This window comes from Streptomyces sp. DT2A-34, assembly GCF_030499515.1.
Lineage (GTDB): Bacteria > Actinomycetota > Actinomycetes > Streptomycetales > Streptomycetaceae > Streptomyces.
Genome location: NZ_JASTWJ010000001.1, coordinates 3,259,579 through 3,284,068, shown reverse-complemented (window position 1 = coordinate 3,284,068; position 24,490 = coordinate 3,259,579). Strand labels below are relative to the sequence as shown.

14 protein-coding genes and 2 pseudogenes are annotated in these 24,490 nt (G+C 72.1%); 12 read left to right on the top strand and 4 right to left on the bottom strand.

Features of this window, described 5'->3' with window-relative positions; genetic code table 11:
* Positions 1–21: 21 nt before the first annotated feature.
* From QQM39_RS14195 to moeZ, 7 genes and pseudogenes are all read left to right on the top strand, one after another.
* Positions 22–666, top strand: a pseudogene (locus QQM39_RS14195) (ABC transporter permease); the annotation flags it as partial.
* Between the two features lie 147 nt (positions 667–813).
* A pseudogene (locus QQM39_RS14190) lies at positions 814–1,077 on the top strand (ABC transporter ATP-binding protein); the annotation flags it as partial.
* A gap of 189 nt (positions 1,078–1,266) precedes the next feature.
* Positions 1,267–3,027 (top strand): DUF3492 domain-containing protein, encoded by a 1,761-nt coding sequence (locus QQM39_RS14185; RefSeq protein WP_301997061.1) that lies wholly within the window; start codon positions 1,267–1,269, stop codon positions 3,025–3,027.
* Positions 3,024–4,289, top strand: a complete 1,266-nt coding sequence (locus tag QQM39_RS14180) for a hypothetical protein (RefSeq protein WP_301997060.1) — start codon at positions 3,024–3,026, stop codon at positions 4,287–4,289. The genes QQM39_RS14185 and QQM39_RS14180 overlap by 4 nt, the downstream gene beginning before the upstream one ends.
* 274 nt (positions 4,290–4,563) lie before the next feature.
* Positions 4,564–5,559 carry an NAD(P)-dependent oxidoreductase gene (locus QQM39_RS14175; RefSeq protein WP_301997059.1) on the top strand — a complete coding sequence of 332 codons (996 nt, stop codon included), beginning with the start codon at positions 4,564–4,566 and terminating at the stop codon, positions 5,557–5,559.
* Positions 5,547–6,350: a spherulation-specific family 4 protein gene (locus tag QQM39_RS14170; protein WP_301997058.1), complete on the top strand. Its 804-nt coding sequence runs from the start codon at positions 5,547–5,549 to the stop codon at positions 6,348–6,350. The genes QQM39_RS14175 and QQM39_RS14170 overlap by 13 nt, the downstream gene beginning before the upstream one ends.
* 63 nt (positions 6,351–6,413) lie before the next feature.
* Positions 6,414–7,592 carry an adenylyltransferase/sulfurtransferase MoeZ gene (gene moeZ / locus QQM39_RS14165; protein WP_301997057.1) on the top strand — a complete coding sequence of 393 codons (1,179 nt, stop codon included), beginning with the start codon at positions 6,414–6,416 and terminating at the stop codon, positions 7,590–7,592.
* An 83-nt stretch (positions 7,593–7,675) separates the two neighbouring features.
* On the opposite strand, the gene QQM39_RS14160 is transcribed toward moeZ, so the two are convergent.
* The 3 genes from QQM39_RS14160 to QQM39_RS14150 form a co-directional block, all read right to left on the bottom strand.
* Positions 7,676–9,223, bottom strand: coding sequence for an alpha/beta hydrolase (locus QQM39_RS14160; protein ID WP_301997056.1), 1,548 nt, complete (start codon positions 9,221–9,223; stop codon positions 7,676–7,678).
* A 147-nt stretch (positions 9,224–9,370) separates the two neighbouring features.
* On the bottom strand, positions 9,371–10,915 hold the full coding sequence (locus QQM39_RS14155) for an alpha/beta hydrolase (protein ID WP_301997055.1): 1,545 nt from the start codon (positions 10,913–10,915) through the stop codon (positions 9,371–9,373).
* Between the two features lie 62 nt (positions 10,916–10,977).
* Positions 10,978–13,773 carry a lysylphosphatidylglycerol synthase transmembrane domain-containing protein gene (locus QQM39_RS14150; RefSeq protein ID WP_301997054.1) on the bottom strand — a complete coding sequence of 932 codons (2,796 nt, stop codon included), beginning with the start codon at positions 13,771–13,773 and terminating at the stop codon, positions 10,978–10,980.
* 186 nt (positions 13,774–13,959) lie between these two features.
* Here QQM39_RS14150 and QQM39_RS14145 point away from each other — a divergent pair, with 186 nt between their 5' ends.
* The 5 genes from QQM39_RS14145 to nudC all read left to right on the top strand — a co-directional run bounded on the left by QQM39_RS14145 (position 13,960) and on the right by nudC (position 24,184).
* Positions 13,960–14,367 carry an MGMT family protein gene (locus QQM39_RS14145; protein WP_301997053.1) on the top strand — a complete coding sequence of 136 codons (408 nt, stop codon included), beginning with the start codon at positions 13,960–13,962 and terminating at the stop codon, positions 14,365–14,367.
* Between the two features lie 311 nt (positions 14,368–14,678).
* Positions 14,679–18,050 carry an ATP-dependent DNA helicase gene (locus tag QQM39_RS14140; protein ID WP_301997052.1) on the top strand — a complete coding sequence of 1,124 codons (3,372 nt, stop codon included), beginning with the start codon at positions 14,679–14,681 and terminating at the stop codon, positions 18,048–18,050.
* Between the two features lie 115 nt (positions 18,051–18,165).
* The gene (locus QQM39_RS14135; protein WP_301997051.1) at positions 18,166–21,663 is read left to right on the top strand and encodes an ATP-dependent DNA helicase; all 3,498 of its coding nucleotides are present in this window, start codon (positions 18,166–18,168) and stop codon (positions 21,661–21,663) included.
* Between the two features lie 10 nt (positions 21,664–21,673).
* The gene (locus QQM39_RS14130; RefSeq protein ID WP_301997050.1) at positions 21,674–23,086 is read left to right on the top strand and encodes a dipeptidase; all 1,413 of its coding nucleotides are present in this window, start codon (positions 21,674–21,676) and stop codon (positions 23,084–23,086) included.
* A gap of 156 nt (positions 23,087–23,242) precedes the next feature.
* On the top strand, positions 23,243–24,184 hold the full coding sequence (nudC, locus tag QQM39_RS14125; protein WP_301997049.1) for an NAD(+) diphosphatase: 942 nt from the start codon (positions 23,243–23,245) through the stop codon (positions 24,182–24,184).
* Between the two features lie 59 nt (positions 24,185–24,243).
* Here nudC and QQM39_RS14120 read toward each other — a convergent pair whose 3' ends face one another.
* A complete protein-coding gene (locus QQM39_RS14120; RefSeq protein WP_190069482.1) occupies positions 24,244–24,486 on the bottom strand; it encodes a mycoredoxin in 243 nt (80 codons plus the stop codon).
* Positions 24,487–24,490: the final 4 nt, after the last annotated feature.

Genomic DNA, 24,490 nt, shown 5'->3' with positions numbered 1-24,490 from the left:
CATTTCGAGAGGTCGTCTCCGATGCGCCAACCGTCCGTCATGGCGGTCGTCGTCGCGCTGCTCGTCCTGGTCGCGCTCGCCGCGCGGAGGCGTGCCGATCGGGTCGTTCGGGGGAGTGAGCGCCGATGACTGGCTCGGCGTCGAACCGCAGGCCGGCCGGGACCTGTTCGCGCGGCTGGTCCACGGCACGCGCGTGTCGCTCGGGGTCGCGCTGGCGGCGACGGTCGTGCAGCTCGTACTGGGCGTCGTCATCGGCGTCGCGGCCGGGCTCGGCAACCGCTGGGTGGACCTCGTCCTGACCCGGATCGCCGACATCTTCGTGGCCATGCCGCTGATGGTCGTCGCGCTCGCGCTGCTCGCCATCGTGCCCACGAGCTTCCCGCGCCCCGTCCTGGTGGCGCTGGTCGTCGGGCTGGTCTGCGGCTGGGGCACGCTCGCCAAGATGGTGTGCGCGCAGACGCTCACCCTCAAGGAGCTCGACTACGTCGCCGCCGACCGGCTCAGCGGGTGGGGCATGTTCCGGATCGCCCGCCGGGAGCTGCTTCCCGGACTCGCCGCGCCCGTCATCACCTTCGCCGCGATTCTTGTACCGACGAACATCACCGTCGAGGCGGCGCTGTCCTTCCGCGCCGGGTGAACGTAGAACCGCCGACGCCGTCCTGGGGCGGTGACGACCTGCGTCGTCTTCCACGTCACCGTTCCTAAGCGGTGAGCGGAAGTGAGCCCGCGCACTGGCACGCCCCGAACGGTCTTGGGCGCGCTGGTCGTCCGCTTTCGCATCCCGGGCGGCGACACGGATCGCGTCCGTGGTCAATGGTCGCCCTGCTCGGCGAGTTGCAGCGCGAACTCGGCCTCGCGCTCGTCTTCGTCGCGCACGACCTCACCGTCGTACGCCAGGTCAGCGACCGGGTCGCGGTGATGCGGCGCGGGCGGATCGTCGAGGAAGGCCCCGCCGACGAGGTGTACGACAACCCGCAGGACCCATGCGCCAAGCAACTCCTGGCCGCCGTACCGGCACTCGATCCGCTGATCGCGGCCCAGCGGCGGGCCGCGCGACGGGAGTTGGCCATGGTGTGACGATCCGTAGGCGTTTGATCTCTTAGCGCGACGGAACGCGACCTGCACGGGAAAGTTACGACCGTTCACCCCTTTTGGTGGCGCGATGGACAACCGTCCATCGGGCCACCGGCTTGTCCGCATACGTTCGTCCCGCTGTGAGCCGCCGGAGGAACGGTGGCTCCCCTTAGGGAGATCGGGGGTGTACTCGTGCGCATCGCACTGATCGCGGAGGGCGGCTATCCGTATGTGGACGGTGACGCCAGGCTCTGGTGCGACCGGCTCGTGCGCGGGCTCGGACAGCACGAGTTCGACATCTACGCGCTCAGCCGCAGCGAGCGCCAGGAGGACGAGGGCTGGGTCCCGCTGCCACCGCAGGTCAGCCGCGTGCGTACGGCGCCGCTGTGGGCGGGCGAGGATGACTATGGGAGGGGCGGCCCGAAGGGACCCGTTGGAAGGGCGGTGGCGGGCGACGGGTGGGCGTATGGGCGCCGTGCGCGCCGGCGGTTCGCCGAGTGCTACGGCGAGTTGGTGGCCGTGCTCTGCGCAGGGGGGACCGGGGGCCCTTCCGGAGCCTCCGAGGACACGTCGGCCACTGAGGCGGACCGTTTCGGCAACGCGCTGTACGGGCTCGCCGAACTCGCCCGTGACGAGGGCGGACTGGTGGGAGCGCTCCGCTCCGAGTCCGCCGTACGCGCCCTTGAGCGCGCCTGCAGGGCGCGGGGCGCCCTGCGCCCGGCGCGTGAGGCGCGCGTACCCGATCTGCTGGCCTTCGCCGCGCAGCTGGAACGCGCCCTGCGCCCCCTCTCGCTCGACTGGTACGAGGACGACGACCTGGGCTCGGCCGACCTGTGTCACGCCGCCTCCGGCGGCTCGGCGGCCCTGACCGGCCTGCTCGCCCAGCACTTCTGCGGCGTACCGCTGCTGCTGACCGAGTACGGGGTACGGCTCCGCACGCACTACCTGGCCGCCACCGAGTCCTCGCCCGCCGTACGGTCGCTGCTCGCCGCCTTCCACGGCAGGCTCGCCGCCGAGACCTACGCCCGGGCCGCCCTCGTCACACCCGGCAACGCCCACGCCCGCCGCTGGCAGGAGCGCTGCGGCGCCGACCGCGCGAAGCTGCGCACCGTCTACCCCGGCATGGACGCCTCCCGCTTCGCCGAAGTCGGCGAGGCCCAGGAGTGCGCGGACCCGGACACGCTGGTCTGGGTCGGCCGTGTCGAACCCGCCAAGGACCTGGTGTCGTTGCTGCACGCCTTCGCCGAGGTCCGCAAGGAGGAACCGAAGACGCGGCTGCGGATCGTCGGCTCCCCCGCGGGCCCCGAGGGCGACGCCTACCTCGGCCACTGCAGGGCGCTCGCCGCGCAGCTCTTCCCCGACGAGGCCGAGGGCCCGCACACCGTCGGCGACAACCCGGTCTCCTTCGAGGAGATCGGCGGCCCCGAGATCCCCACGCTCGCCGACGCGTACGCCGCGGGCGCCGTGGTCGTCCTGTCCAGCGTCGTCGAGGGCTTCCCCATCAGTCTGGTCGAGGCCATGTTCTGCGGCCGCGTGACGGTGTCCACGGACGTAGGCGCGGTGGTGGAGGTCATCGGCGGCACCGGTCTCGTCGTACCACCGCGTAACCCCCGGGCGCTCGCGGAGGCCTGTGTGGCGCTGTTGCGCGACCCCGAGCGCCGTGAGCGCCTGGGCGCGGCGGCACGCGCGCGGGCGCTCGAACTGTTCACCGTCGAGCAGAACGTCGCGGCATTTCACGGCATTTACCTGGAGATCGTCTCGCGTACGCCGGTCCGCCGCGTCGTCCTCGACGAGGCCGGCGCCCCCCTGCCCTTCGCCGTCCCCGCCGAGGCCCATGTCCCCGGCCGCTGGACCGAGCGATCCGCACGCCTGGTGGCCCGCGGCGGCCCCGGCCGCCCGACGGGAGCCCCCGTACGCGCCACCGCGTTGCCCGCGACGGAGGCGGCGCGATGAGCGGCCTGGGAGGCCTGGACCGTCCCGGGGCCCCGACCAGCCCCGGGGCCTGGGACGAGCGGTCGGGGGAGTGGCTCGTGGCGGAGACGGACGTACGCGAGAGCGGAGCCGACGCGCCACCCACCGTCGGCCAGGAACCAACCGCCACCCGTCCCACCGGCCCCCGGCCGACTCCCACCCGCCGCACCGGCGCCGACCCCGTGAAGGCGCTGATGCACCGTCACCGCGACCTCTGCGAACGCGCGGTGGACCCCCTGGAGATCGCCGCCGGCCTGGAAGCCCACGGCATCACCGACCGCACCGCGGCACGCTTCCTGCACCGGGACGTCTTCTCCCTCGCGGAGGAGATGTACGCCCGAGTGGCCCGCGACGGCGAAACGCCCCCCAGCTCCCCGCCCTTCCCCGCCCCCCGCGCACGAGCCGACTGGATTCTCCTCACCCTCCTCCCCGGAGCCCTCTGCGCGGCGGCCGTGACCGCCCTGCACCTCACCCACGGGCAGTCCCGCCTGATCGCGGCCGCCGCGGGAGCCCTCGCCGTGACCCTCGCCCTGCGCGCCGCACTGGCCCGAGGCCCCCTCGCCGCCGCACAGGCCACACACCCGGCGGCCACCCGCACCTGCTGGCTCCTCGCCTACGCCCTCCTCGGCGACGGCCTTCTCCAGGCAGCCGCCACCGGAGGCCCCGACGCCCTCCCCAGCGGCACCACCGGGGGTCCTTGGCCCCTCACCACCGCCCCCCTCCTGGCCCTCACCCTCTCCTGCGCCCCCGCGGCATGGTGCGCCCACCTCCTTGCCGTACGAGCCCGCCGCAAGCTGTCGGCCAGCCGAGCCCTGGAGGACTTCGCCACCTCCGTGAAGCCCCTGCTCCTGGGCACGTTCGCCCTCTACCTCGGCGCCCTGACAGCCCTACTGACCGTTACCGCCACGGTCCTGGACGAGCCCGCCGCCTACCCCCAGACCCTCACCCTGGGCGCTTTCCTGTTCCTCTCCCGTCTCCTCACCACCCACGGTTTCACCCACGCCCCCGCACTGGTCCTCACCGCCACAGTCACAGCCGAGGCCACGGCCCTGGCCGCCCTCTTCACAGCCCGCCTCCCCGGCTGCGCCTGGCTGGCAACCCCAGTCCAGTCCCTGATCGACACATGGGGCCCGGCCGCCATCCCCACCATCGCCTGCGGCACGGGCGCCCTGACCCTCCTGCTCCACGCGACCCGCACCCTCACGAGGGCGTCGGCGCACGCACGGGCGGACGACCCATGCTGACGCGACAGGCATCAGCGACGTGCCGCACCCGCGTACGGCGGGTAGGGGGCACCCTCCCGCGCGGCCCCGACCCACGACGAAACCGTGGGAGCTACGCGAACCGCCACTCAGCCGCACGGGCTGCCGAAGGCATACACGCCCAGAAACCCGCTGAACCCCTTCTGTCTGAAAGCCCCTCTCTGAAAGCCCCTCTGCCTGAAGTCCTTGTCCGTGAAGGAGACCCCCAAATGATCACCTCCCGACCCGACCACGCCTCGGCCCCGGGAGCCGCCCGATGAGAGTTCTGCTGATCGGAGCCAACGGCTACCTCGGCCGCTTCGTAGCCGACCGCCTCCTCGCCGACCCCGCCGTCCAACTCACCGCACTGGGCCGAGGCGACGACGCCGACGTGCGTTTCGACCTCGCGTCCGGCAGCCCCGGCGCCCTCACCCGCTTCCTCGACGCGGTCCACCCCGGCGTCGTCATCAACTGCGCCGGCGCCACCCGAGGCGGCGCCCGCGAACTCACCCGCCACAACACCGTCGCCGTCGCCACCGTCTGCGAGGCCCTGCGCCGCAGCGGCTGCGGCGCCCGCCTCGTCCAGATCGGCTGCGGCGCCGAGTACGGCCCGAGCCAGCCCGGCTCCTCCACGGCCGAGGACGCCGTCCCCCGCCCCGGAGGGCCGTACGGCGTCAGCAAACTCGCCGCCACCGAACTGGTCCTGGGCTCCGGCCTGGACGCCGTGGTTCTCCGCGTCTTCTCACCCGCGGGCCCCGGCACCCCGGCCGGCTCCCCCCTCGGCCGCCTGGCCGAGGCCATGCGCCGCGCCATGCAGTCCGGCGACGGCGAGCTCAAACTCACCGGCCTCGGCGCGCAGCGCGACTTCGTCGACGTCCGCGACGTGGCCCGCGCCGTCCACGCCGCCTCGCTGTCCGCAGCGCAGGGCGTCATCAACATCGGCTCGGGACGGGCCGTCCGCCTCCGGGACGCCGCCGCCGTCCTCGCCCGCGTGGCCGGATACGGCGGCGCCCTCCACGAACTCGACGGCCCGCCCGGCCTGTTGCGGTCGTCCATCGGCCACCCCCGCGCCGACTCGGACCACATGACCCACACGGCCCATGCGACGCAGGCGGGCCACGGCGCCCCGGCCGCGTACCCGTACCCGGACGGCTGCGGCAGCTGGCAGCAGGCCGACGTGCGCACCGCACGCGACCGGCTCGGCTGGCGCCCCCGGATCAACCTCGAAGAGTCCCTGGGTGACATCTGGATGGAGGCGGCATGCCGTATCTGACCGGCACACCACCGACTGTCACGAGCACACACCTCCGCACCGGCCTCGGCATCCCCGGCTACGCACATCCCCTCCTCGCCCCCACCGAGTGGGGCGAACTCACCCGCCCCGGCACCCCCGTGCACTGGGTGGTCCTGAACGTCGCGGACGGCCCCGGCACCCGCCCCGACCCGCACTGCCTCGAGACCGCCGGAAGACTCCACAACGCGGGAGTCCGCATCCTGGGCCACCTCGACACCGCTCACCTGGGCACGGTCCACCCGGAAGCGGCGCACTTCGACACGGCCGATGGCGCCCGCGCCTTCGGCGAGGTGATCTCCGAGGCGCGCCGCTACCTCGACTGGTACCGGGTCGACGGCTTCTTCCTGGACCGCTGTCCGACCGAACGCGCCGCCCTGTCCCAGATCCGCCGCACGATCACCACACTCCGCGCGTTGCGTGACAAGGCCCACATCGTCCTCGGCCACGGCACCCACCCCCACCCGGGCTACGCGGAGTGCGCCGACCAGTTGGTCACCTTCCGGGGCTCGTGGAGCGACTACCGCTGGTCGCAGGTGGCGGAGTGGACCGCCGACTACCCGCCCGACCGCTTCTGCCACTTCGTGCACGGGGTGCCCCGCCCCCACCTGGACGAGGCACTGCGCATCGCCCGCTGGCAGGGCGCGGCGACCATCTACTTCACCGACCGCACGGACCGCACCGACCGCGGCGGCCGCACCGACGCCTGGGGGACCATGCCCGGCTACTGGGACGAAATCGTCTCGCGGATCGGAACAGGTGTCTCGGAATGAAAAAGCCCATGGCACTGTTACGGAGAGAACAACCGTAGTGATCGACCGACCAACGGAGTCCCCGTGTCGCTGCCACCCCTGGTCGAGCCCGCATCCGAGCTCACCGTAGACGAGGTCCGCAGGTACTCCCGCCACCTGATCATCCCCGACGTGGGGATGGACGGGCAGAAGCGGCTGAAGAACGCCAAGGTGCTGTGTGTGGGCGCCGGCGGCCTGGGCTCGCCGGCGCTGATGTACCTGGCCGCCGCGGGCGTCGGCACGCTCGGAATCGTGGAGTTCGACGAGGTCGACGAGTCGAACCTGCAGCGCCAGATCATCCACAGCCAGGCCGACATCGGCCGCTCCAAGGCCGAGTCCGCCCGCGACTCCGTCCTCGGCATCAACCCGTACGTGAACGTGATCCTTCACGAGGAGCGGCTCGAGGCCGACAACGTGATGGACATCTTCAGCCAGTACGACCTGATCGTCGACGGCACGGACAACTTCGCGACCCGCTACCTGGTCAACGACGCCTGCGTGCTGCTGAACAAGCCGTACGTGTGGGGCTCGATCTACCGCTTCGACGGCCAGGCCTCGGTCTTCTGGTCCGAGCACGGCCCCTGCTACCGCTGCCTCTACCCGGAGCCCCCGCCGCCGGGCATGGTCCCCTCCTGCGCCGAGGGCGGCGTGCTGGGCGTGCTCTGCGCGTCCATCGGCTCCATCCAGGTCAACGAGGCCATCAAGCTCCTCGCGGGCATCGGCGAGCCGCTGGTCGGCCGACTCATGATCTACGACGCCCTGGAGATGCAGTACCGCCAGGTCAAGGTCCGCAAGGACCCGAACTGCGCGGTCTGCGGCGAGAACCCGACCGTCACCGAGCTCATCGACTACGAGGCCTTCTGCGGCGTCGTCTCCGAGGAGGCCCAGGAGGCTGCCGCCGGCTCGACGATCACTCCCAAGCAGCTCAAGGAGTGGATCGACGACGGCGAGAACATCGAGATCATCGACGTCCGCGAGATCAACGAGTACGAGATCGTCTCGATCCCCGGCGCCACGCTGATCCCGAAGAACGAGTTCCTCATGGGCACCGCTCTGGAGAACCTCCCGCAGGACAAGAAGATCGTCTTGCACTGCAAGACGGGTGTCCGCAGTGCGGAAGTCCTCGCGGTCCTGAAGTCCGCGGGCTTCGCCGACGCCGTGCACGTCGGTGGCGGCGTGATCGGCTGGGTCAACCAGATCGAGCCGCACAAGCCGGTCTACTGAGCGGACTCCCTCGCCCGCAGGGCGGGCCTCGCTCGGACGGCGGGGGCTTGGGGCACCACGGGTGCTCGAAGCCCCCGCCGCCGTCATGAGCAGACCTTGCCGTCCTTCGGTACCGTCCCCTGCAGCAGATAGGCGTTCACCGTGGAGTCGACGCAGTCGCTCCCCTTCCCGTACGAGGCGTGACCCTCGCCCTTCCAGGTGAGCATCACGCCGACGCCCTTGCCCAGTTCGTCCGCCATTTTCCGGGTGCCCTCGTAGGGCGTCGCCGGGTCGCCGGTGTTGCCGACCAGCAGGATCGGTGCCGCACCCGGCGCACTCACCTCCGGGGTGTCGTGCTGTCCGGCCACCGGCCAGTCGTGGCACCAGCCGGCCGTGTCCCAGCCGAGCATGGGACCGAACACGGGCGAGACCTTCTCGAACCGCGGCAACAGCTTCCTCGTCTCCTCGAGGGTCGGCCGCTGCCTGGTGTCCAGGCACGATATGACCCGTTGTGAGTGGGTCCCCGTGCCGTAGTGCCCCGAGGCGCTGCGTTCGTTGTAGTCGTCGGCGAGCGCCAGGAGTTCCGAGCCGTCTCCCTCCTCGGCCGCCTCCAGGGCGCTGGTCAGGGTCGGCCAGCTCGCCTCGCTGTACAGCGGCCTGATGATGCCGGTGAGGGCGAGTGCCTCGGTGAGTTTCCGCCCGGACGACGTCGGCAGTGGGCTCGCGTCGATTCGCTTCAGCAGGTCCACGATCTTCCGCGAGCCCTCTTCGGCGCCCTGGCCGGTGGAGTCGAGGTAGTTGTTCAGCGCGCGCTGGAAGCCCCTGGCCTGGTTCTCGGTGTGTCCCTCCCCGTCGGCGCTCGGGTCGACGACCGCGTCCAGGATCAGCCGCCCCACGTTCTTGGGGAACAAGTGGGCGTAGACGCCGCCGAGTTCGGTGCCGTAGGAGATGCCGAAGTAGTGCATCTGCGTGTCGCCCAGGACCTGGCGCATCAGGTCCATGTCGCGGGCGGTGTCGGTGGTCGACACATGCGCGATCAGCGCCCCCTCGGACTTCTGGCAGCCCTGGCCGAAGTCGGCGGCGTCCCGCAGATACGCCGTCTCCTCGGCCGGGGTGTCCGGCGTGATGTCCATGGACTCGGAGGCCTGGATCTCCTTGTCGGTGCGGCAGCGCACGCCTTCGCTGGCGCCGACCCCGCGCGGGTCCCAGCTCACCAGGTCGTACCGCTTGCCGAGCTCGGACGTGGCGGAGGCGTACCACGGCAGCGTGGACAACCCCGAGCTGCCGGGGCCGCCGAAGTTGAACAGGAGAGAACCGATGCGGTCGTCGCCACTGGCCCTGGCGCGGATCAGCGCGAGGTCGATCGTCCTGCCGTCCGGTTTCTTCCAGTCCAGCGGCGCCTCGAGCGTCGCGCACTGCCACTCGTCGCCGGGCGCGGGGGAGTCCCCGGTGGCCTTGCAGCGTCCCCAGTCGAGCTTCTGCGAGGTCAGCGAGGACGGCAGTGGAGTCGCCGAGCCGGCGGACGCGGCCGAGGAACTCGTCCCGCTCGCCTTCCCACCGGCCCCGCCGCCGTCGGACGAGCCGCCGCTGCAGGCCGTCACCAGCAGCGCGGCGGTGGCCGTCAGGGCCGTCCACCGTACGAATCGCGCCATGTCACTTCCCCCCTCGCGGGCCGTCCGCACCGTGCCGCGGATGGCGGTCAGGCCATAGTAGGCGGATCCCGAAAGGGCTGTAGCGGCCTGTGGATAACTCTCTGACCTGCTGATTTGTTGCTTCGCCGCTCGGCTTCATGAGCAGCTTCAGGAGCAGACGGTGCCCCCCGCCGGCACCTTCCCGTCCAGCAGATAACCGTCCACCGCGTCCTGCACGCACTTGTTCTTGCTGTTGTACGCCCCGTGTCCCTGGCCCTTGTACGTCAGCTCGACGCCCACCCCCTTGCCCAGTGCCTGGACCATCCTCCGCGCGCCCTCGTACGGCGTGGCCGGGTCGCCCGTGTTGCCCACCACGAGGATCGGCGCCGAGCCGGGCGCGCTGACCTCGGGATGGTCGGTGGCCCCGGCCACGGCCCAGTCGGTGCAGCTGAGCATGGACCAGGCCAGGGAGTCGCCGAACAGGTTCGAGGCGGCCCGGAACTCGGGCAGCCTCCGCTCCACGTCCTCGGCTGTGTAACGGGGCTTGTCATCGGCGCAGTTGATCGCCACGTTGGCCGGGATGATGTTGCTGTACTCGCCGTTCTCGCGGCGTCCGTTGCTCGAGTCGGCCAGCAGCATCAGGGCGCTGCCGTCACCGTCGTACGCCTGCACCAGGCCCTGGGTGAGGTACTCCCAGAAGTTCTTCGAATACAGAGCCTGCATGATGCCGGAGGTCGCGGTGCTCTGGGTCAGCTCGCGGGGGAAGATGCCCTGGATCGGTTTGCTGTCGAGGTCCTTCAGCAGCTTGGCGATGCGGTCCTTGACGTCCTGGGGGCTGTCGCCGATCGGGCAGTCCGTCTTTGACGCGCAGTCCTCGGCGAAGTTGTCCAGCGCGAGCTGAAATCCCTTGGCCTGCGCGAGCGCGTTCTGCTCGGGGTTCTGCGTCGGGTCGACGACCGCGTCGAAGACGGCGCGTCCCACGTTCTTGGGGAACAGGTGGGCGTAGACGCCGCCGAGTTCGGTGCCGTACGAGATGCCGAAGTAGTGCAGCTTGTCGTCGCCGAGGACCTGTCGCATCAGGTCCAGGTCACGAGCCGCGTCGGTGGTGATCACATACGGCAGCATCCCCTTGGAGTTCTTCTCGCACGCCGCGTTGAACTCCTTGGCGCTGTCCAGCCGTTCGGTCCGCTCGGCGACGTCGTCCGGCGTGGCGTCCTGCTGGAAGTAGGCGTCGAGCTGCTGGTCGTTCTCGCACCGTACGGGCTCGCTGCGGCCGACCCCGCGCGGGTCGAAGCTCACCAGGTCGTAGCGGGTGCGCAGTTTCTCGTATCCCTCGGCGAAGGAGGGCAGGCTGGTGACGCCCGAGCCGCCGGGACCGCCGAAGTTGAAGATCAGCGAGCCGATGCGGCGGTTCTCGTCGCCGCTGGCCTTCACCCGGATCAGCGCGATGCCGATCGTGTCGCCCCTGGGCTCGTCCCAGTCGCGCGGTGCCTTCATCGTGGCGCACTGCCATGCGCCGCCGTCCGGCAGAGGTGACGGGCTGCCCCTGCCGCCCTGCGCCTGGGAGGGGGCCGGACAGTCCTTCCAGCTCAGCTCCTGGACCGTCAGATCCTCGTCCCCGGAGTCGTCGTCGCTGCAACCCGCCAGCAGGGCGGGCACCAGCAGGGCCGTGGCGGTCAGGGCGGCTGCACGCATCCGGGGAGGGTTCGGCATGGTCCCATCCTGCGGTCGTACGAGGTGGGACGCTCGGGGCGCGAGCCGTACGAGGGATCGCGCTACAGCGCGCCCTTGCGTGTCAGGTGGTTGAAGGCCAGCCAGCCCGGCAGTACCGGCAGCCACAGCGTCAGCATCCGGAACAGCAGCACCGCAGGCGCGGCGACCTCGCTCTCCAGACCTACGGCGATCAGACCGACCGTCAAGGTCACGTCCACGGCGCCCACGCCGCCCGGGGTCGGGGCCGCCGAGCCGAGCGCGTTGCCCGCGAGGAAGACGACGGCCACGCTGGCGATGCTGAGCGAGGTCCCCTCGCTGCCGAACGCCCGGATCGACGCGTCCAGGCACATCACGAAGCAGGCGGTCAGCAGCAGCATGCCGCCGATGCCGGTGACCAGCTTCTGCGGCCGCTGGAGCACGTCGAGCATGCGCGGCACGACACCCGCGAACAGCGACCTCACGCGCGTGACGACGAATTTCCGCAGGAACGGCACCGAGGTCACCACGAGCACCAGCACCGCCACCGTCAGCAGACCCGCGATGACGGTCCGGGACGGCGACAGCGAGGGCGTCTTCTCGATGCCGGTCAGATAGCCGAAGGACAGCAGCATCAGGATGTGGCAGCCGAGCCCGAACAGCTGTGATGCGCCGACGCTCGCCACCGCGAGCCCCGGTCGCACTCCCGCGCGCTGCAGGAAGCGCGTGTTGAGCGCGACGCCGCCGACCGCCGCCGGGGCGACGATCTTCACGAACGACCCGGCGACCTGGGCCGTCACGGTCCGCCGGAACGGCACCCGCTCGGGCACGAAGCCCAGCAGCGCCATGGCCGCCGCGAAGTAGCTGCACGCCGAGAACAGCACGGCCGCGGCCACCCAGCCCCACTGGGCGTTGGCGATGAGCGGGCCGAACTCGATGTGGGTGAGCTGCGTCAGCAGGAAGTACGCGGCGATCGCACCGGCGATGAAACTGATCAGTGTGCGCGGCCGCACTCGCTCCAGGCGGGCCGGCTCGACCGGCGCCTGCGGCCTGATCAGCAGTACCTCGTGGCGGATCTGCGTGAGCAGGTCCTCCTCGCGCGCCTCGTCCAGGGCCTCGTCGATGGCCCGCTTCTCGGCCCGCGTCTGCGCCCGTACGGTCTTCTTGTCCGGCTTGTCCGGTACGGCCCCGGGGTCGCCCGTGGCTTCCTCGCTGCGGGCGTGCTTGGCGAGCCGGGACGCCTCCAGCACCGCCTCGCGCTCGCGCTCGGCCCTCTCCCGGGCCAGTCTGCGCAGCGTCGCGCGCGTGGAGCGGCTCAGCGCGATGGGCTGCAGCATCGGCAGACAGTCGGCCACGGCGTCGGGGCCGAGCACGCTCACCGCCGACGCCACCGCACGCTCGGCGCCCACCCGGAGGCCGAGCGTCACCAGCAGCTGGGAGATGTCCATGCGCAGCAGCAGACTGTTGGCCGCGATCTCGCCGATGCGCAGGTCGCTGATGATCACCTTGCCGGAACGATCCACCAGAATCGCGTCACCCACCAGCCGACGGTGCGCGATACGCCGGGACTGCAGCGCCTTGACCTGGAGCCAGGTGCCGCGCAGCAGCTCGTCGGTGATCTCCTCGTCCGGCAGCGAGTCCAGGGTGTGCCCGCCGGTGTGCTCGTAGACGAGCATCACGGCGTCCGGGCCGAGCTCGGAGGTTGCGATGAGCTTGGGCGCGTTGGCACCGGCCGCGATGGCCGCGTAGGCGAGCAGCGCCTCCTGCTCCAGGGCCTGGCGCAGCGACTGGAGGCTGCTTCGGGTGGCGAAGCCGCGCAGCGTCAGATTGCGCCACGCGCGATAGAAGAACCCCTGCGCCTGCTGCTCCCGGTCGACCACCGTCACATCGAGCGGCGGACCGTCCTCGAGGGTGACGAAGTAGCGCCGGCCGCGATCGCCGGTCTCCTGTGTGTCGGAGATCTCCTCGCGGGCCGCGCTCACCGGGCGGAAGCCGACGTGCCTGAGACCCGCCATCAGCGTCCGTCCGGTGGGACGGACGTTGGGCGAGCCGACCGCGTACAGCGTGCCGTAGGCGACGGTCCAGCCGATCAGCAGCGTCAGGAGGATCGAGAACGGCGTGGTGTAGCCGGTGACCAGCATGGAGAAGGCGTACAGGACCAGGACCGCCCAGAGGACCGCGCGCCAGCGAGGTCTGCGGGACATGCCCACGGCCGTCATGTACGCGATGACCGGCGCGAGATAGCCGTGCACCGGGTCGGTGAGGGAGCCGAGGTCGCCGGGCGACGGCTGGGTGAGCGCGTCCCGGATGGACTCCGGGGCGGCCCGCGCCACCCACAGGTCGGTGGCGAGTGTCACCCCGTGCGCGAGGACGGCCGCGAGGACGCCGTCGGCGATGCGCAGCCCGTCCCGCTTGATCAGCCGCTCGATCGCGAAGGCGACGGGCACCAGGAGGATCGCGATGCTGGACACCAGTCCGGCCATCTTGCTGAACAGGTCGGGCGCCTGCCCGGTGCCCTTGTTGATGTCCTGTTCGAGACCCGAGGTGGTGCCGTGTGCGAACGCGGCGATCGCGAGCAGCAGGGCGATGCCCAGCGCGCCCACGAGGAGTCGCATCAGGTCGGACGGACGGTGCACGCGCGCGGGGAGCAGCGGTTCGTCGCCCTCCACCTCGTCGACGTGCGCCTCTTCGAGGTCGTACGGGGCCTTCCCCTCGATGGCCTTGCGGCCGGCGTCGCTCGTGTCGGCGCCCTTGCTGACCTCGTCCTTCTTGCCGCCGTCGCTCTCGCCGAGGTCCTTCTTGCCGACGTTCGCGGTGTCCGGGCGCGACGAAGCGTCAGAGGTGCTCTCCGCGCCCTCCGGGTGTGCACCCTGTTGCTTCATCGTCTCTTCTTGATCTCGTATCACCAGTCACCGCCCGCACGATGGTGGCATGCCCCACCGACACACGGGGGCATCAGGGTGCAAATGCGGGGGCGCACAGTCTGCCCGAAGCGCCGCCGCGGAGCGAGGCATACGCACAGTGGCGAGCACGTCACATTGTCGGTGGGGTGGGGCAGGATGGGCCGGATGAGCGAGGAGAGCCTTCCGGACGACGCCTGCCTGGAGTACGACGACGCCCACCCGGAGTCCGAGGACGCGCTGCCCGAGTACGCCGAGCGGGTCCTTGAGGTCGCCGAGCTGATCCCGCCGGGCCGCGTCATGACGTACGGGGACGTCGCGGAGTGGCTGGAGGAGGGCGGGCCCCGGCAGGTCGGCCGGGTGATGGCCCTCTACGGGGGAGCCGTCCCGTGGTGGCGGGTGGTCCGCGCGGACGGGGTCCTGCTGCCGGGCCACGAGCTGAGAGCGCTGGAGCACTACCGCGCCGAGGGCACGCCGCTGAAGGAGGCGAGCAGGGCCGCGGAGGGCCACCTGCCGCGCCTCGACATGAGGCGGGCGCGCTGGGACGGCGGCGAACGCGCACAGGGTCACACCTGACAGCTTCCGCCATCGGACGGCCCGCTGTGTGACCTGTGATCCGAACGGGGGAAGGGGGGCACGTGCGTGGCATGGCGTACGTTCGTGAGTCGAGGGACGCACGTGCCAGAAGTGAACCGAGGGATGAATCGGAAGCCCTGCTTCCGTACCGCCCGTCGGCGTAGCGTCGGCTGCGCGTGTCCCCCTCACCCCGCCGCCACCGCCCGCCACGCGCGAGGGGCGGCCCACCCGCCACCCGACCACCACCCCTGAACGACGGCGCTCCTTGCCGCCAACGACAACTTGCACACCCACCAGGACCGGCGAACCACGTGAGCTCCTCTTCCTCCACCAAGCGCCTGTCGCACCCCCAGGTGCGACAGGGGGCCCGTGGCGCTTACCGGCTGGTGCGTACCCCTCCGGTCCAGGTGGCTCCCCCTCGTCTGGACGCCGCACAGCGCGCCGTGGTTGACCACGCGACCGGCCCGATGCTCGTCCTCGCAGGTCCGGGCACCGGGAAGACCACCACCCTCGTCGAGTCCGTGGCGGCGCGCATCGCCCGTGGCGGGGACCCCGAGCGCATCCTGGTGCTGACGTTCAGCCGCAAGGCCGCCGTCGAACTGCGCGACCGTATGGCGCTGCGTATAGGGGCGGCACGCGCGCCTCAGGCGACCACGTTCCACTCGTTCTGCTACGCCCTGGTCCGCGCCCACCAGGACAGCGACCTGTTCGTGGAGCCCCTGCGGCTGCTGTCCGGCCCCGAGCAGGACGTGACCGTACGGGAACTGCTCGCGGGCCAGCCGGACCTGGAGCGGCTCGGCCTGGCCAACGTGCGCTGGCCGGACGAGCTGCGCGCCTGCCTGACCACCCGGGGCTTCGCCGACGAGGTCCGCGCGGTCCTCGCCCGCAGCCGCGAACTGGGCCTCGGCCCCGACGCCCTGGACGCCTTCGCCCGCCGTATCGGGCGACCCGACTGGCGTGCCGCGGCGTCCTTCCTCGCCGAGTACCTCGACGTGCTCGACCTGCAGGGCGTCCTCGACTACGCCGAGCTGGTCCATCGCGCGGTGCTCCTCGCCCGCCGCCCCGAGGCCGCCGAGCGGCTCGCCGCGCAGTACGACGCCGTGTACGTCGACGAGTACCAGGACACCGACCCTGCCCAGGTACGGCTGCTGCACGCCCTGGCGGGCGGTGGCCGCACCCTGGTCGCCTTCGGGGACCCCGACCAGTCGATCTACGCGTTCCGGGGCGCCGACGTGAACGGCATCCTGGAGTTCCCGCACGCCTTCCCGCGCGCGGACGGCCGCCCCGCACCCGTCGAGGTCCTGCGCACCTCCCGCCGCTCCGGCGCCGCCCTGCTGACCGCGACCCGGCTGCTGACCCAGCGCATGCCGCTCACCCGGCTCCCGGCGGAGAAGGTACGCGCCCACCGAGAGCTCGCCCCCGTCCGCGAGGGCGGCGGCCGCGTCGAGGTCTTCACGTACCCGACCCCCGGCACCGAGCTGGACAACATCGCCGACATCCTGCGCAGGGCGCACCTGGAGGACGGCGTGCCCTGGAGCGAGATGGCCGTCCTGGTGCGCGCCGGGTCGCGCACGATCCCGATGGTGCGCCGGGCGCTCACCGCCGCCGGGGTGCCCTTGGACATCGACGGCGACGACCTGCCCCTGCGGCACGAGCCGGCGGTGGCGCCGCTGCTGACGGCGTTGCGGGCGGTGGCCACGGCGGAGGCGCAGCCCGCGCGGGGCGATGGTGACGTACGTACCGAGGCTGCGGCCGAAGCCGAGGACGACGCCGTGACCGACCGGCTCGACCCCGGTGCCTCCTGGCTCGACACCGAGACCGCGCTCACCCTGCTCGCCTCCCCTCTCGCCGGCATGGACGCCGCCGACCTGCGCCGCCTCGGGCGTGCCCTGCGCGACGAGGAGCGGGCCGCGGGCAACCCCCTGCCGCCGCCCTCGGACGAACTGCTCGCCCGGGCGCTGGCCGAGCCGGAGCGGCTGGCGGTGCACGACCCCACGTACGCACGTGGCGCCCAGCGCCTCGGCGCGCTGCTCGGCAAGGCCCGTGCGCGCCTCGCGGGCGGCGGTACGGCCGAGGAGGCGCTGTGGGACCTGTGGGAGGGCACACCGTGGCCCACGCGCCTGGAGCGGGCCGCCCGCCGCGGCGGCGCGGCCGGACGCAACGCCGACCGTGACCTCGACGCCGTGTGCGCACTGTTCGCGACCGCGGCCCGCGCGGAGGAGCGCACCGGCGGCCGGGGCACCCTGAACTTCCTCGAGGAGATCGAGGCCGAGGACATCGCCGCCGACACGCTCACGCGGCGTGCCGTACGCCCCGACGCCGTGCGCCTGATGACCGCGCACCGCTCCAAGGGGCTGGAGTGGCGCCTGGTCGTCGTCGCGGGCGTCCAGGAGGGCCTGTGGCCGGACCTGCGCCGCCGCGGCTCCCTCCTGGAAGCCGACCGCATCGGCCGCGACGGGCTCGCCGAACCGCTCACCCCGGGGGCGCTGCTGGCGGAGGAGCGCCGCCTGTTCTACGTCGCCGCCACGCGCGCGCGTGAACGCCTTGTCGTCACGGCGGTGAAGGCCCCGGCCGACGACGGGGACCAGCCCTCCCGTTTCCTGACCGAACTCGGCGTAGAGCCGAAAGACGTGACGGGTCGCCCGCGCCGCCCGCTGGCCGTCGCCGCGCTCGTCGCCGAACTCCGGGCGACGACGGTCGACCCGCGCGCGTCGGACACCCTCAGGGAGGCCGCCGCCCGCAGACTGGCCCGGCTCGCCGCGCTCGCCGACGAGGAGGGCCGCCCGCTGGTCCCGTCCGCGCACCCCTACCGCTGGTGGGGCATGTTCGAGCCGACCGAGTCCAAGGTGCCGCTGCGCAACCGCGACCAGCCCGTCGTGCTCTCCGGAAGCGCCCTCGACCAGCTCGCCAACACCTGCGCCCTGCAGTGGTTCCTGGGCCGCGAGGTGAAGGCCGACGCACCCGCGACCGCCGCCCAGGGCTTCGGCAACGTGGTGCACGTCCTCGCCGACGAGGTCGCCTCCGGACACACCCCGGCCGACCTCGCCGTCCTCATGGAGCGCCTCGACTCCGTGTGGAACGCGCTGGCCTTCGACGCGCCGTGGAAGTCGGCGCAGGAGAAGGACAACGCGCGCGTGGCACTCGAACGCTTCCTGAAGTGGCACGTGATGGACCGCGCGGGGCGGACACCGGTGGCGAGCGAGCACGACTTCGACGTCACCCTCGCGGCGGGCGACGTCGAGGTCCGCATCCGCGGCCAGATGGACCGCGTCGAGACCGACGGCGAAGGACGGGCCTACGTAGTCGACTTCAAGACCGGCAAACAGGCACCCAGCGCCGCCGAGGTGGCCCGCCACCCGCAGCTCGCCGTCTACCAGCTCGCCGTCCGCGAGGGCGCCGTCGACGAGGCCTTCGACGGCGTACGCCCCGAGCCGGGCGGCGCCGAACTCGTCCAGCTGCGCCAGGGCGCCGCCAAGCGGGACGGCGGCGAAACGCTGCCCAAGGTGCAGGGGCAGGAGCCCCTGGACGGCCCTGAGGGGGAGTGGGTCGGCGACCTGCTGGCCACGGCGGCGGGCAAGGTCCTCGACGAGCGGTTCACGCCCAGCGCGGGCCAGCACTGCACACACTGCGCGTTCCGGGCGTCGTGCAGTGCGCGGCCCGAGGGGCGGCACGTGGTCGAGTGACAGTTGGTGCGGCAGTCGGCGTGACGGATCGCACCACACGTGCTGACCTGCGCTTCTCCCGGCCCGAAGGCCGATCCGGCATCCACTGTCAGTGCCCGCGGCTAGCCTCTCCGATGTGTCCGCCCGTATCACCGATCCCGATCAGCTCAAGGAGCTCCTCGGCATCCCGTTCACCCCGGAGCAGACGGCGTGCATCATCGCGCCGCCGGCTCCGCAGGTGATCGTTGCCGGAGCCGGATCGGGCAAGACGACGGTGATGGCGGCGCGTGTGGTGTGGCTGGTCGGGACCGGCCAGGTCGCGCCCGAGCAGGTCCTCGGCCTGACCTTCACCAACAAGGCGGCCGGTGAACTCGCCGAGCGCGTCCGCAAGGCGCTCGTCAAGGCCGGCGTCACCGACCCCGACGTCATCGACCCGGACAACCCGCCGGGCGAGCCGGTGATCTCGACGTACCACGCCTTCGCCGGTCGCCTGCTGACCGACCACGGCCTGCGCATCGGCCTCGAACCGACCTCCCGCCTGCTCGCCGACGCCACCCGCTACCAGCTCGCCGCACGCGTGCTGCGCGAGTCCCCGGGCCCGTACCCGGCCCTCACCCGCTCCTTCGCCGACCTGGTCAGCGACCTTCTCACCCTGGACGCCGAGCTCGCCGAGCACCTCGTCCGGCCCGAGGCCCTGCGCGCGTACGACGCCGAGCTGCTGCTCACCCTGCAGGGCGCCAAGCTCTCCAACGCCGACCTGCGCAAGGTCCCCGAGACGGCCGCCGCGCGCCGCGAACTGGCCGAGCTGGTGGTCCGCTACCGCGCCGCCAAGCGGGAGCGCGATCTGCTCGACTTCGGTGACCAGATCGCTCTGTCGGCGCAGCTCGCCCGGATCCCGGAGGTGGGCCGCAGCCTGCGCGATGAGTTCCGGGTGGTCCTGCTGGACGAGTACCAGGACACCTCCGTGGCTCAACGCGTCCTGCTGGCGGGTCTGTTCGGGGGCGGTACCGGCCATCCGGTGACCGCCGTCGGCGACCCCTGCCAGGCGATCTACGGCTGGCGCGGCGCCTCCGTCGCCAACCTCGACGACTTTCCCGAGCACTTCGCCCACGCCGACGGCCGCCCCGCCACCCGCCAGGCGCTCAGCGAGAACCGCCGCAGCGGCGGCCGCCTCCTCGACCTCGCCAACGGTCTCGCGGAGCCCCTGCGCGCCATGCACGCGGGCGTGGAGGCCCTCCGGCCGGCCCCCGGAGCCGAGCGCGACGGCACCGTCCGCTGCGCGCTGCTGCCCACCCACGACGAGGAGATGGACTGGCTCGCCGACTCCATCGCCCATCTCGTGAACACGGGGAAGGCGCCCGGCGAGATCGCCGTCCTGTGCCGCACGGCGACCGACTTCGCCGAGATCCAGGGCGCGCTCGTCGCCCGGGACGTCCCCGTCGAGGTCGTCGGCCTGTCCGGGCTGCTCCACCTGCCCGAGGTCGCCGACCTGGTCGCCGTCTGCGAGGTCCTCCAGGACCCCGGCGCCAACGCCTCCCTGGTCCGCCTCCTCACCGGCCCGCGCTGGCGCATCGGGCCGCGCGACCTCGCCCTCCTGGGGCGCCGCGCACGGCTGCTGGTGTCCCACGCGCGCGTGGACGGCGACGACGACCCGGACCGCCGGCTCGCCGAGGCCGTCGAGGGGGTCGACCCCGCCGAGGTGATCTCGCTCGCGGACGCCCTCGACACGTTCCTGGAGACGCCGCTGGGCGGCGACGGGGACGCCGACGGTCTGCCCTTCTCGCCGGACGCGCGCGTGCGGTTCGCCCGCCTGGCCACCGAACTGCGCGACCTGCGCCGCTCCCTGTCCGACCCGCTGATGGACGTCCTGCACCGCGTCCTCGCCGTCACCGGCCTGGAGGTGGAGCTTTCGGCCTCCCCACACGCGCTGGCCGCCCGCCGCCGCGAGACCCTGTCCAACTTCCTCGACATCGCCGCCTCGTTCGCGGCCGGCGACAACGAGGCGACCCTGCTCGCCTTCCTCGCCTTCCTGCGCACAGCCGCCCAGTACGAGAAGGGCCTCGACAACGCCCTCCCCGGCGGCGAGAACACCGTCAAGGTGCTCACCGCGCACAAGTCCAAGGGCCTGGAATGGGACGTCGTCGCCGTCCCCGGCCTGGTCACCGGCACCTTCCCCAGCACCAAGGGGCGTGAGAAGTGGACCGCCCAGGGCAAGGTGCTGCCGCACGAACTGCGCGGTGACGCCGACACGCTCCCCGACGTCGCCTCCTGGGACGCCCGAGGCCTGAAGGCCTTCCAGGAGGCCATGAAGGACCACCAGCACACCGAGGAACTCCGCCTCGGCTACGTCACCTTCACCCGCCCCCGCTCCCTCCTCCTCGGCTCCGGCCACTGGTGGGGACCGAGCCAGAAGAAGCCCCGCGGCCCGTCCGACTTCCTGCAGGCCCTGTACGACCACTGCGCGGCCGGTTACGGCGAGATCGAGGCGTGGGCCGACGAGCCCGCCGAGGACGAGGCGAACCCCGCCCTGCACCGGCAGACCGCCGACCAGGTGTGGCCCCTGCCCCTCGACGAGGCCGCCCTGGCGCGACGCCGCGCGGCCGCCGAGACGGTCCTGGCCCACCTGGAGAACCTCACCTCCCACGAGGACGGCCACCCCGCCGCGACACACGACCCGGACACGTACGACGATCCGGACTGGCCTCCGCCACCGGACGACGAAGCGCTCCACGAGGAGTATGAGGAGTACGGGGAGGAGGATCCCTTCGCCGGAGAGGACCCGGCCGACTGGGACTCCTGGACCGGGGACCGCCCCTCGGTCCCGCATCAGGCGACGTCTCCGGACCCCGCCCCACTCCCGGCTCGCCCTCACCCCACGGAACCGGAACGCCTCACCCCGGAGGAAATCCGCGCCATCGCTTCCTGGGACCGCGACCTCGACGCCCTCACCGGGGAGCTCCTGCGCGCCCGCGCGAGCGTCACCGACGTACCCCTGCCGGCGTCGCTGACCGCGTCCCAGCTGCTGAGACTGGCCGCCGACCCGGACGGATTCGCGCAGGAACTCGCGCGCCCCATGCCGCGCCCCCCACAACCCGCCGCACGCCGAGGCACCCGATTCCACGCCTGGGTCGAGGCCCGCTTCGAAGAGCTGACCCTGCCCATGCTGGAGCCGGAGGACCTGCCCGGCAGCGAGGCGGAGATCGCCGACGAGCGCGACCTGGAGGCCCTCAAGGACGCCTTCGAACGCACCGAGTACGCGCACCGCACGCCGTACCGGGTCGAGGCCCCGTTCCAGCTCGCGATCGCCGGCCGCGTCGTACGGGGCCGTATCGACGCCGTCTACAAGGCCGGCGACGGTGACGCGGCGACGTACGAGATCGTCGACTGGAAGACCAACCGCACCCGCACCGCCGACCCGCTCCAGCTCGCCCTGTACCGGCTCGCCTGGGCCGAGCAGCAGGGCGTGCCTCTGGAGTCGGTCAACGCCGCGTTTCTCTACGTCCGCAGTGGTGAGGTCGTCCGCCCGGACGACCTGCCCGGCCGGGCCGCGCTGGAGCGGCTGCTGACCGAGGAGCCGGCCGCGGCGGCGGACTGTGAGGAACCGCCCACCGAGGATGTCGGTGCGGGCCGATAGGCTCGTGACCATGAGCCATCCCGTTGACAGTGACGTCAGCGCCGTCCGCACGTACATCGAGCAGCACAGCGCCGCCTTCCTCGACGACCTCGCCGAGTGGCTGCGCATCCCGTCTGTGTCGGCCCAGCCCGACCACGCGCCCGACGTACGCCGCAGCGCCGACTGGCTCGCCGCCAAGCTCAAGGAGACCGGCTTCCCGACCGCCGAGGTCTGGCCGACCCCGGGCGCGCCCGCCGTCTTCGCCGAGTGGCCCTCCGACGACCCCGAGGCACCCACGGTCCTCGTCTACGGCCACCATGATGTGCAGCCCGCCGCCCGCGAGGACGGCTGGGACAGCGAGCCCTTCGAGCCCCTCGTCCGCCAAGGGCGCCTCTACGCGCGCGGGGCGGCCGACGACAAGGGGCAGGTGTTCTTCCACACACTCGGCGTCCGCGCCCACCTGGCCACCACCGGCCGCACCACCCCGGCCGTGAACCTGAAGCTGCTGATCGAGGGCGAGGAGGAGTCCGGCTCTCCGCACTTCCGCACCCTCGTCGAGGAGCGCGCCGAGCGGCTCGCGGCCGACGCCGTGATCGTGTCCGACACCGGCATGTGGTCCGAGGACACCCCCACCGTGTGCACCGGCATGCGTGGCCTCGCCGAGTGCGAGATCCGGCTGTACGGCCCCGACCAGGACATTCACTCCGGCTCCTTCGGCGGCGCCGTCCCCAACCCGGCCACCGCGGCCGCCCACCTGGTCGCCGCCCTGCACGACGAGCACGCGCGCGTGGCGATCCCCGGCTTCTACGACGGCATCGTCGAACTGACCGACCGCGAGCGCGAGCTCTTCGCCGAGCTGCCCTTCGACGAGCAGCAGTGGCTGCGCACCGCCAAGTCCTACGCCACCCACGGCGAGGCCGGCCACACCACCCTGGAGCGCATCTGGGCCCGCCCCACCGCCGAGGTCAACGGCATCGGCGGCGGCTACCAGGGCCCCGGCAGCAAGACGATCATCCCGTCCTCCGCGATGGTGAAGCTCTCCTTCCGCCTGGTCGCGGGGCAGGACCCCGACCACATCGAGAAGGCCGTCCGCGCCTGGGCCGACGCTCAGGCACCCGCCGGGATCCGCTGCGAGATCACGTTCAGCGGGGCCACGCGCCCGTGCCTGACGCCGCTGGACCACCCGGCCTTGCAGTCCGTCGTACGCGCCATGGGACGCGCCTTCGAGGGACCCGTCCGCTTCACGCGCGAAGGCGGCTCGGGCCCCGCCGCCGACCTCCAGGACGTCCTCGGCGCACCCGTGCTCTTCCTGGGCATCTCCGTCCCCTCCGACGGCTGGCACGCCCCGAACGAGAAGGTCGAGCTCGACCTGCTCCTCAAGGGCGTCGAGACCACCGCATACCTGTGGGGCGACCTCGCCGCGAACTGGCGCCATGCGCCCTGAGCGTCCCCGGCCGTCCGGAGCGGCACCGCGCGCGGGGCACACTGAGAACGCCGCCCCGCACCGCCGAGCTCTGCCGCACCCGGTCGCCTCCCGTCGTACGTCCCGCCGATCCGCCCGCCGAAGTACACCGTTCCACTGGGGGAGTTGGAAGCACCCGTGACCACCTGGACCGACCACACCGCCGACCGCCCCATCTCGCTCACCGCACCGAGCGGCATCGATCGCGCCGCCCACCACCGGCTCGACGAGGCCTGGCTCGCGGCGGCGTGGAGCCACCCCACGACCCGCTGCTTCGTGGTCTCCGGCGGACAGGTCCTGATCGACGAGACGGCGGACGGGCGAACCGAACTCGTCATGACCCCCTCGTTCGAGGCCCCCCTCACCGAAGCACACCGCTACTTCCTCGGCATCGACGAGGACGGCGTCAGCTACTTCGCCCTCCAGAAGGACGCGCTGCCCGGCCGTATCGACCAGTCCGCGCGCCCGGCCGGCCTGCGTGAGGCGGGCCTGCTGCTGTCGCCGCGCGACGCGGGCCTGATGGTGCACGCCGTCGGCCTGGAGAACTGGCAGCGCACCCACCGCTTCTGCTCCCGCTGCGGTGAGCGGACCGTGATCGCCGCGGCCGGCCACATCCGCCGCTGCCCCGCCTGTGGCGCCGAGCACTACCCGCGCACCGATCCCGCCGTGATCATGGCGGTCACCGACGAGGACGACCGCATCCTTCTCGGCCGCCAGGTGCACTGGCCCGAGGGCCGCTTCTCGACACTCGCCGGGTTCGTCGAGCCCGGCGAGTCCATCGAGCAGGCGGTGCGCCGCGAGGTCTTCGAGGAGGCCGGCGTCACCGTCGGCCAGGTCGAGTACGTCGCCAGCCAGCCCTGGCCATTCCCGTCCAGCCTCATGCTGGGCTTCATGGCCCGCGCCACCTCCACCGAGGTCAATGTCGACGGGGACGAGATCCACGAGGCCCGCTGGTTCTCCCGCGAGGAACTGCGCGCCGCCTTTGACTCGGGCGAGGTCATGCCGCCGTACGGCATCTCGATCGCGGCCCGCCTGATCGAGCTCTGGTACGGCAAGCCACTGCCTACGCGCAGCGTCTGAGCGCAAAAGGAGAGGGTGGCCACCCGACTAGGGCGGCCACCCTCTCCGTTTTGCGTCGATCACACGCCGATCTTCTGCTTCACCTGAGCCAGCGACGGGTTCGTCAGCGTCGACCCGTCCCCGAAGAGCACGGTCGGGACCGTCTGATTTCCGCCATTCGCCTTCTCGACGAACGCCGCGGACTCGGGGTCCTGCTCGATGTTGATCTCGGTGTACGCGATGCCCTCGCGCTCCAGCTGCTTCTTCAGCCGCTGGCAGTAGCCGCACCACGTGGTGCTGTACATCGTCACAGTGCCCTGCATGTCT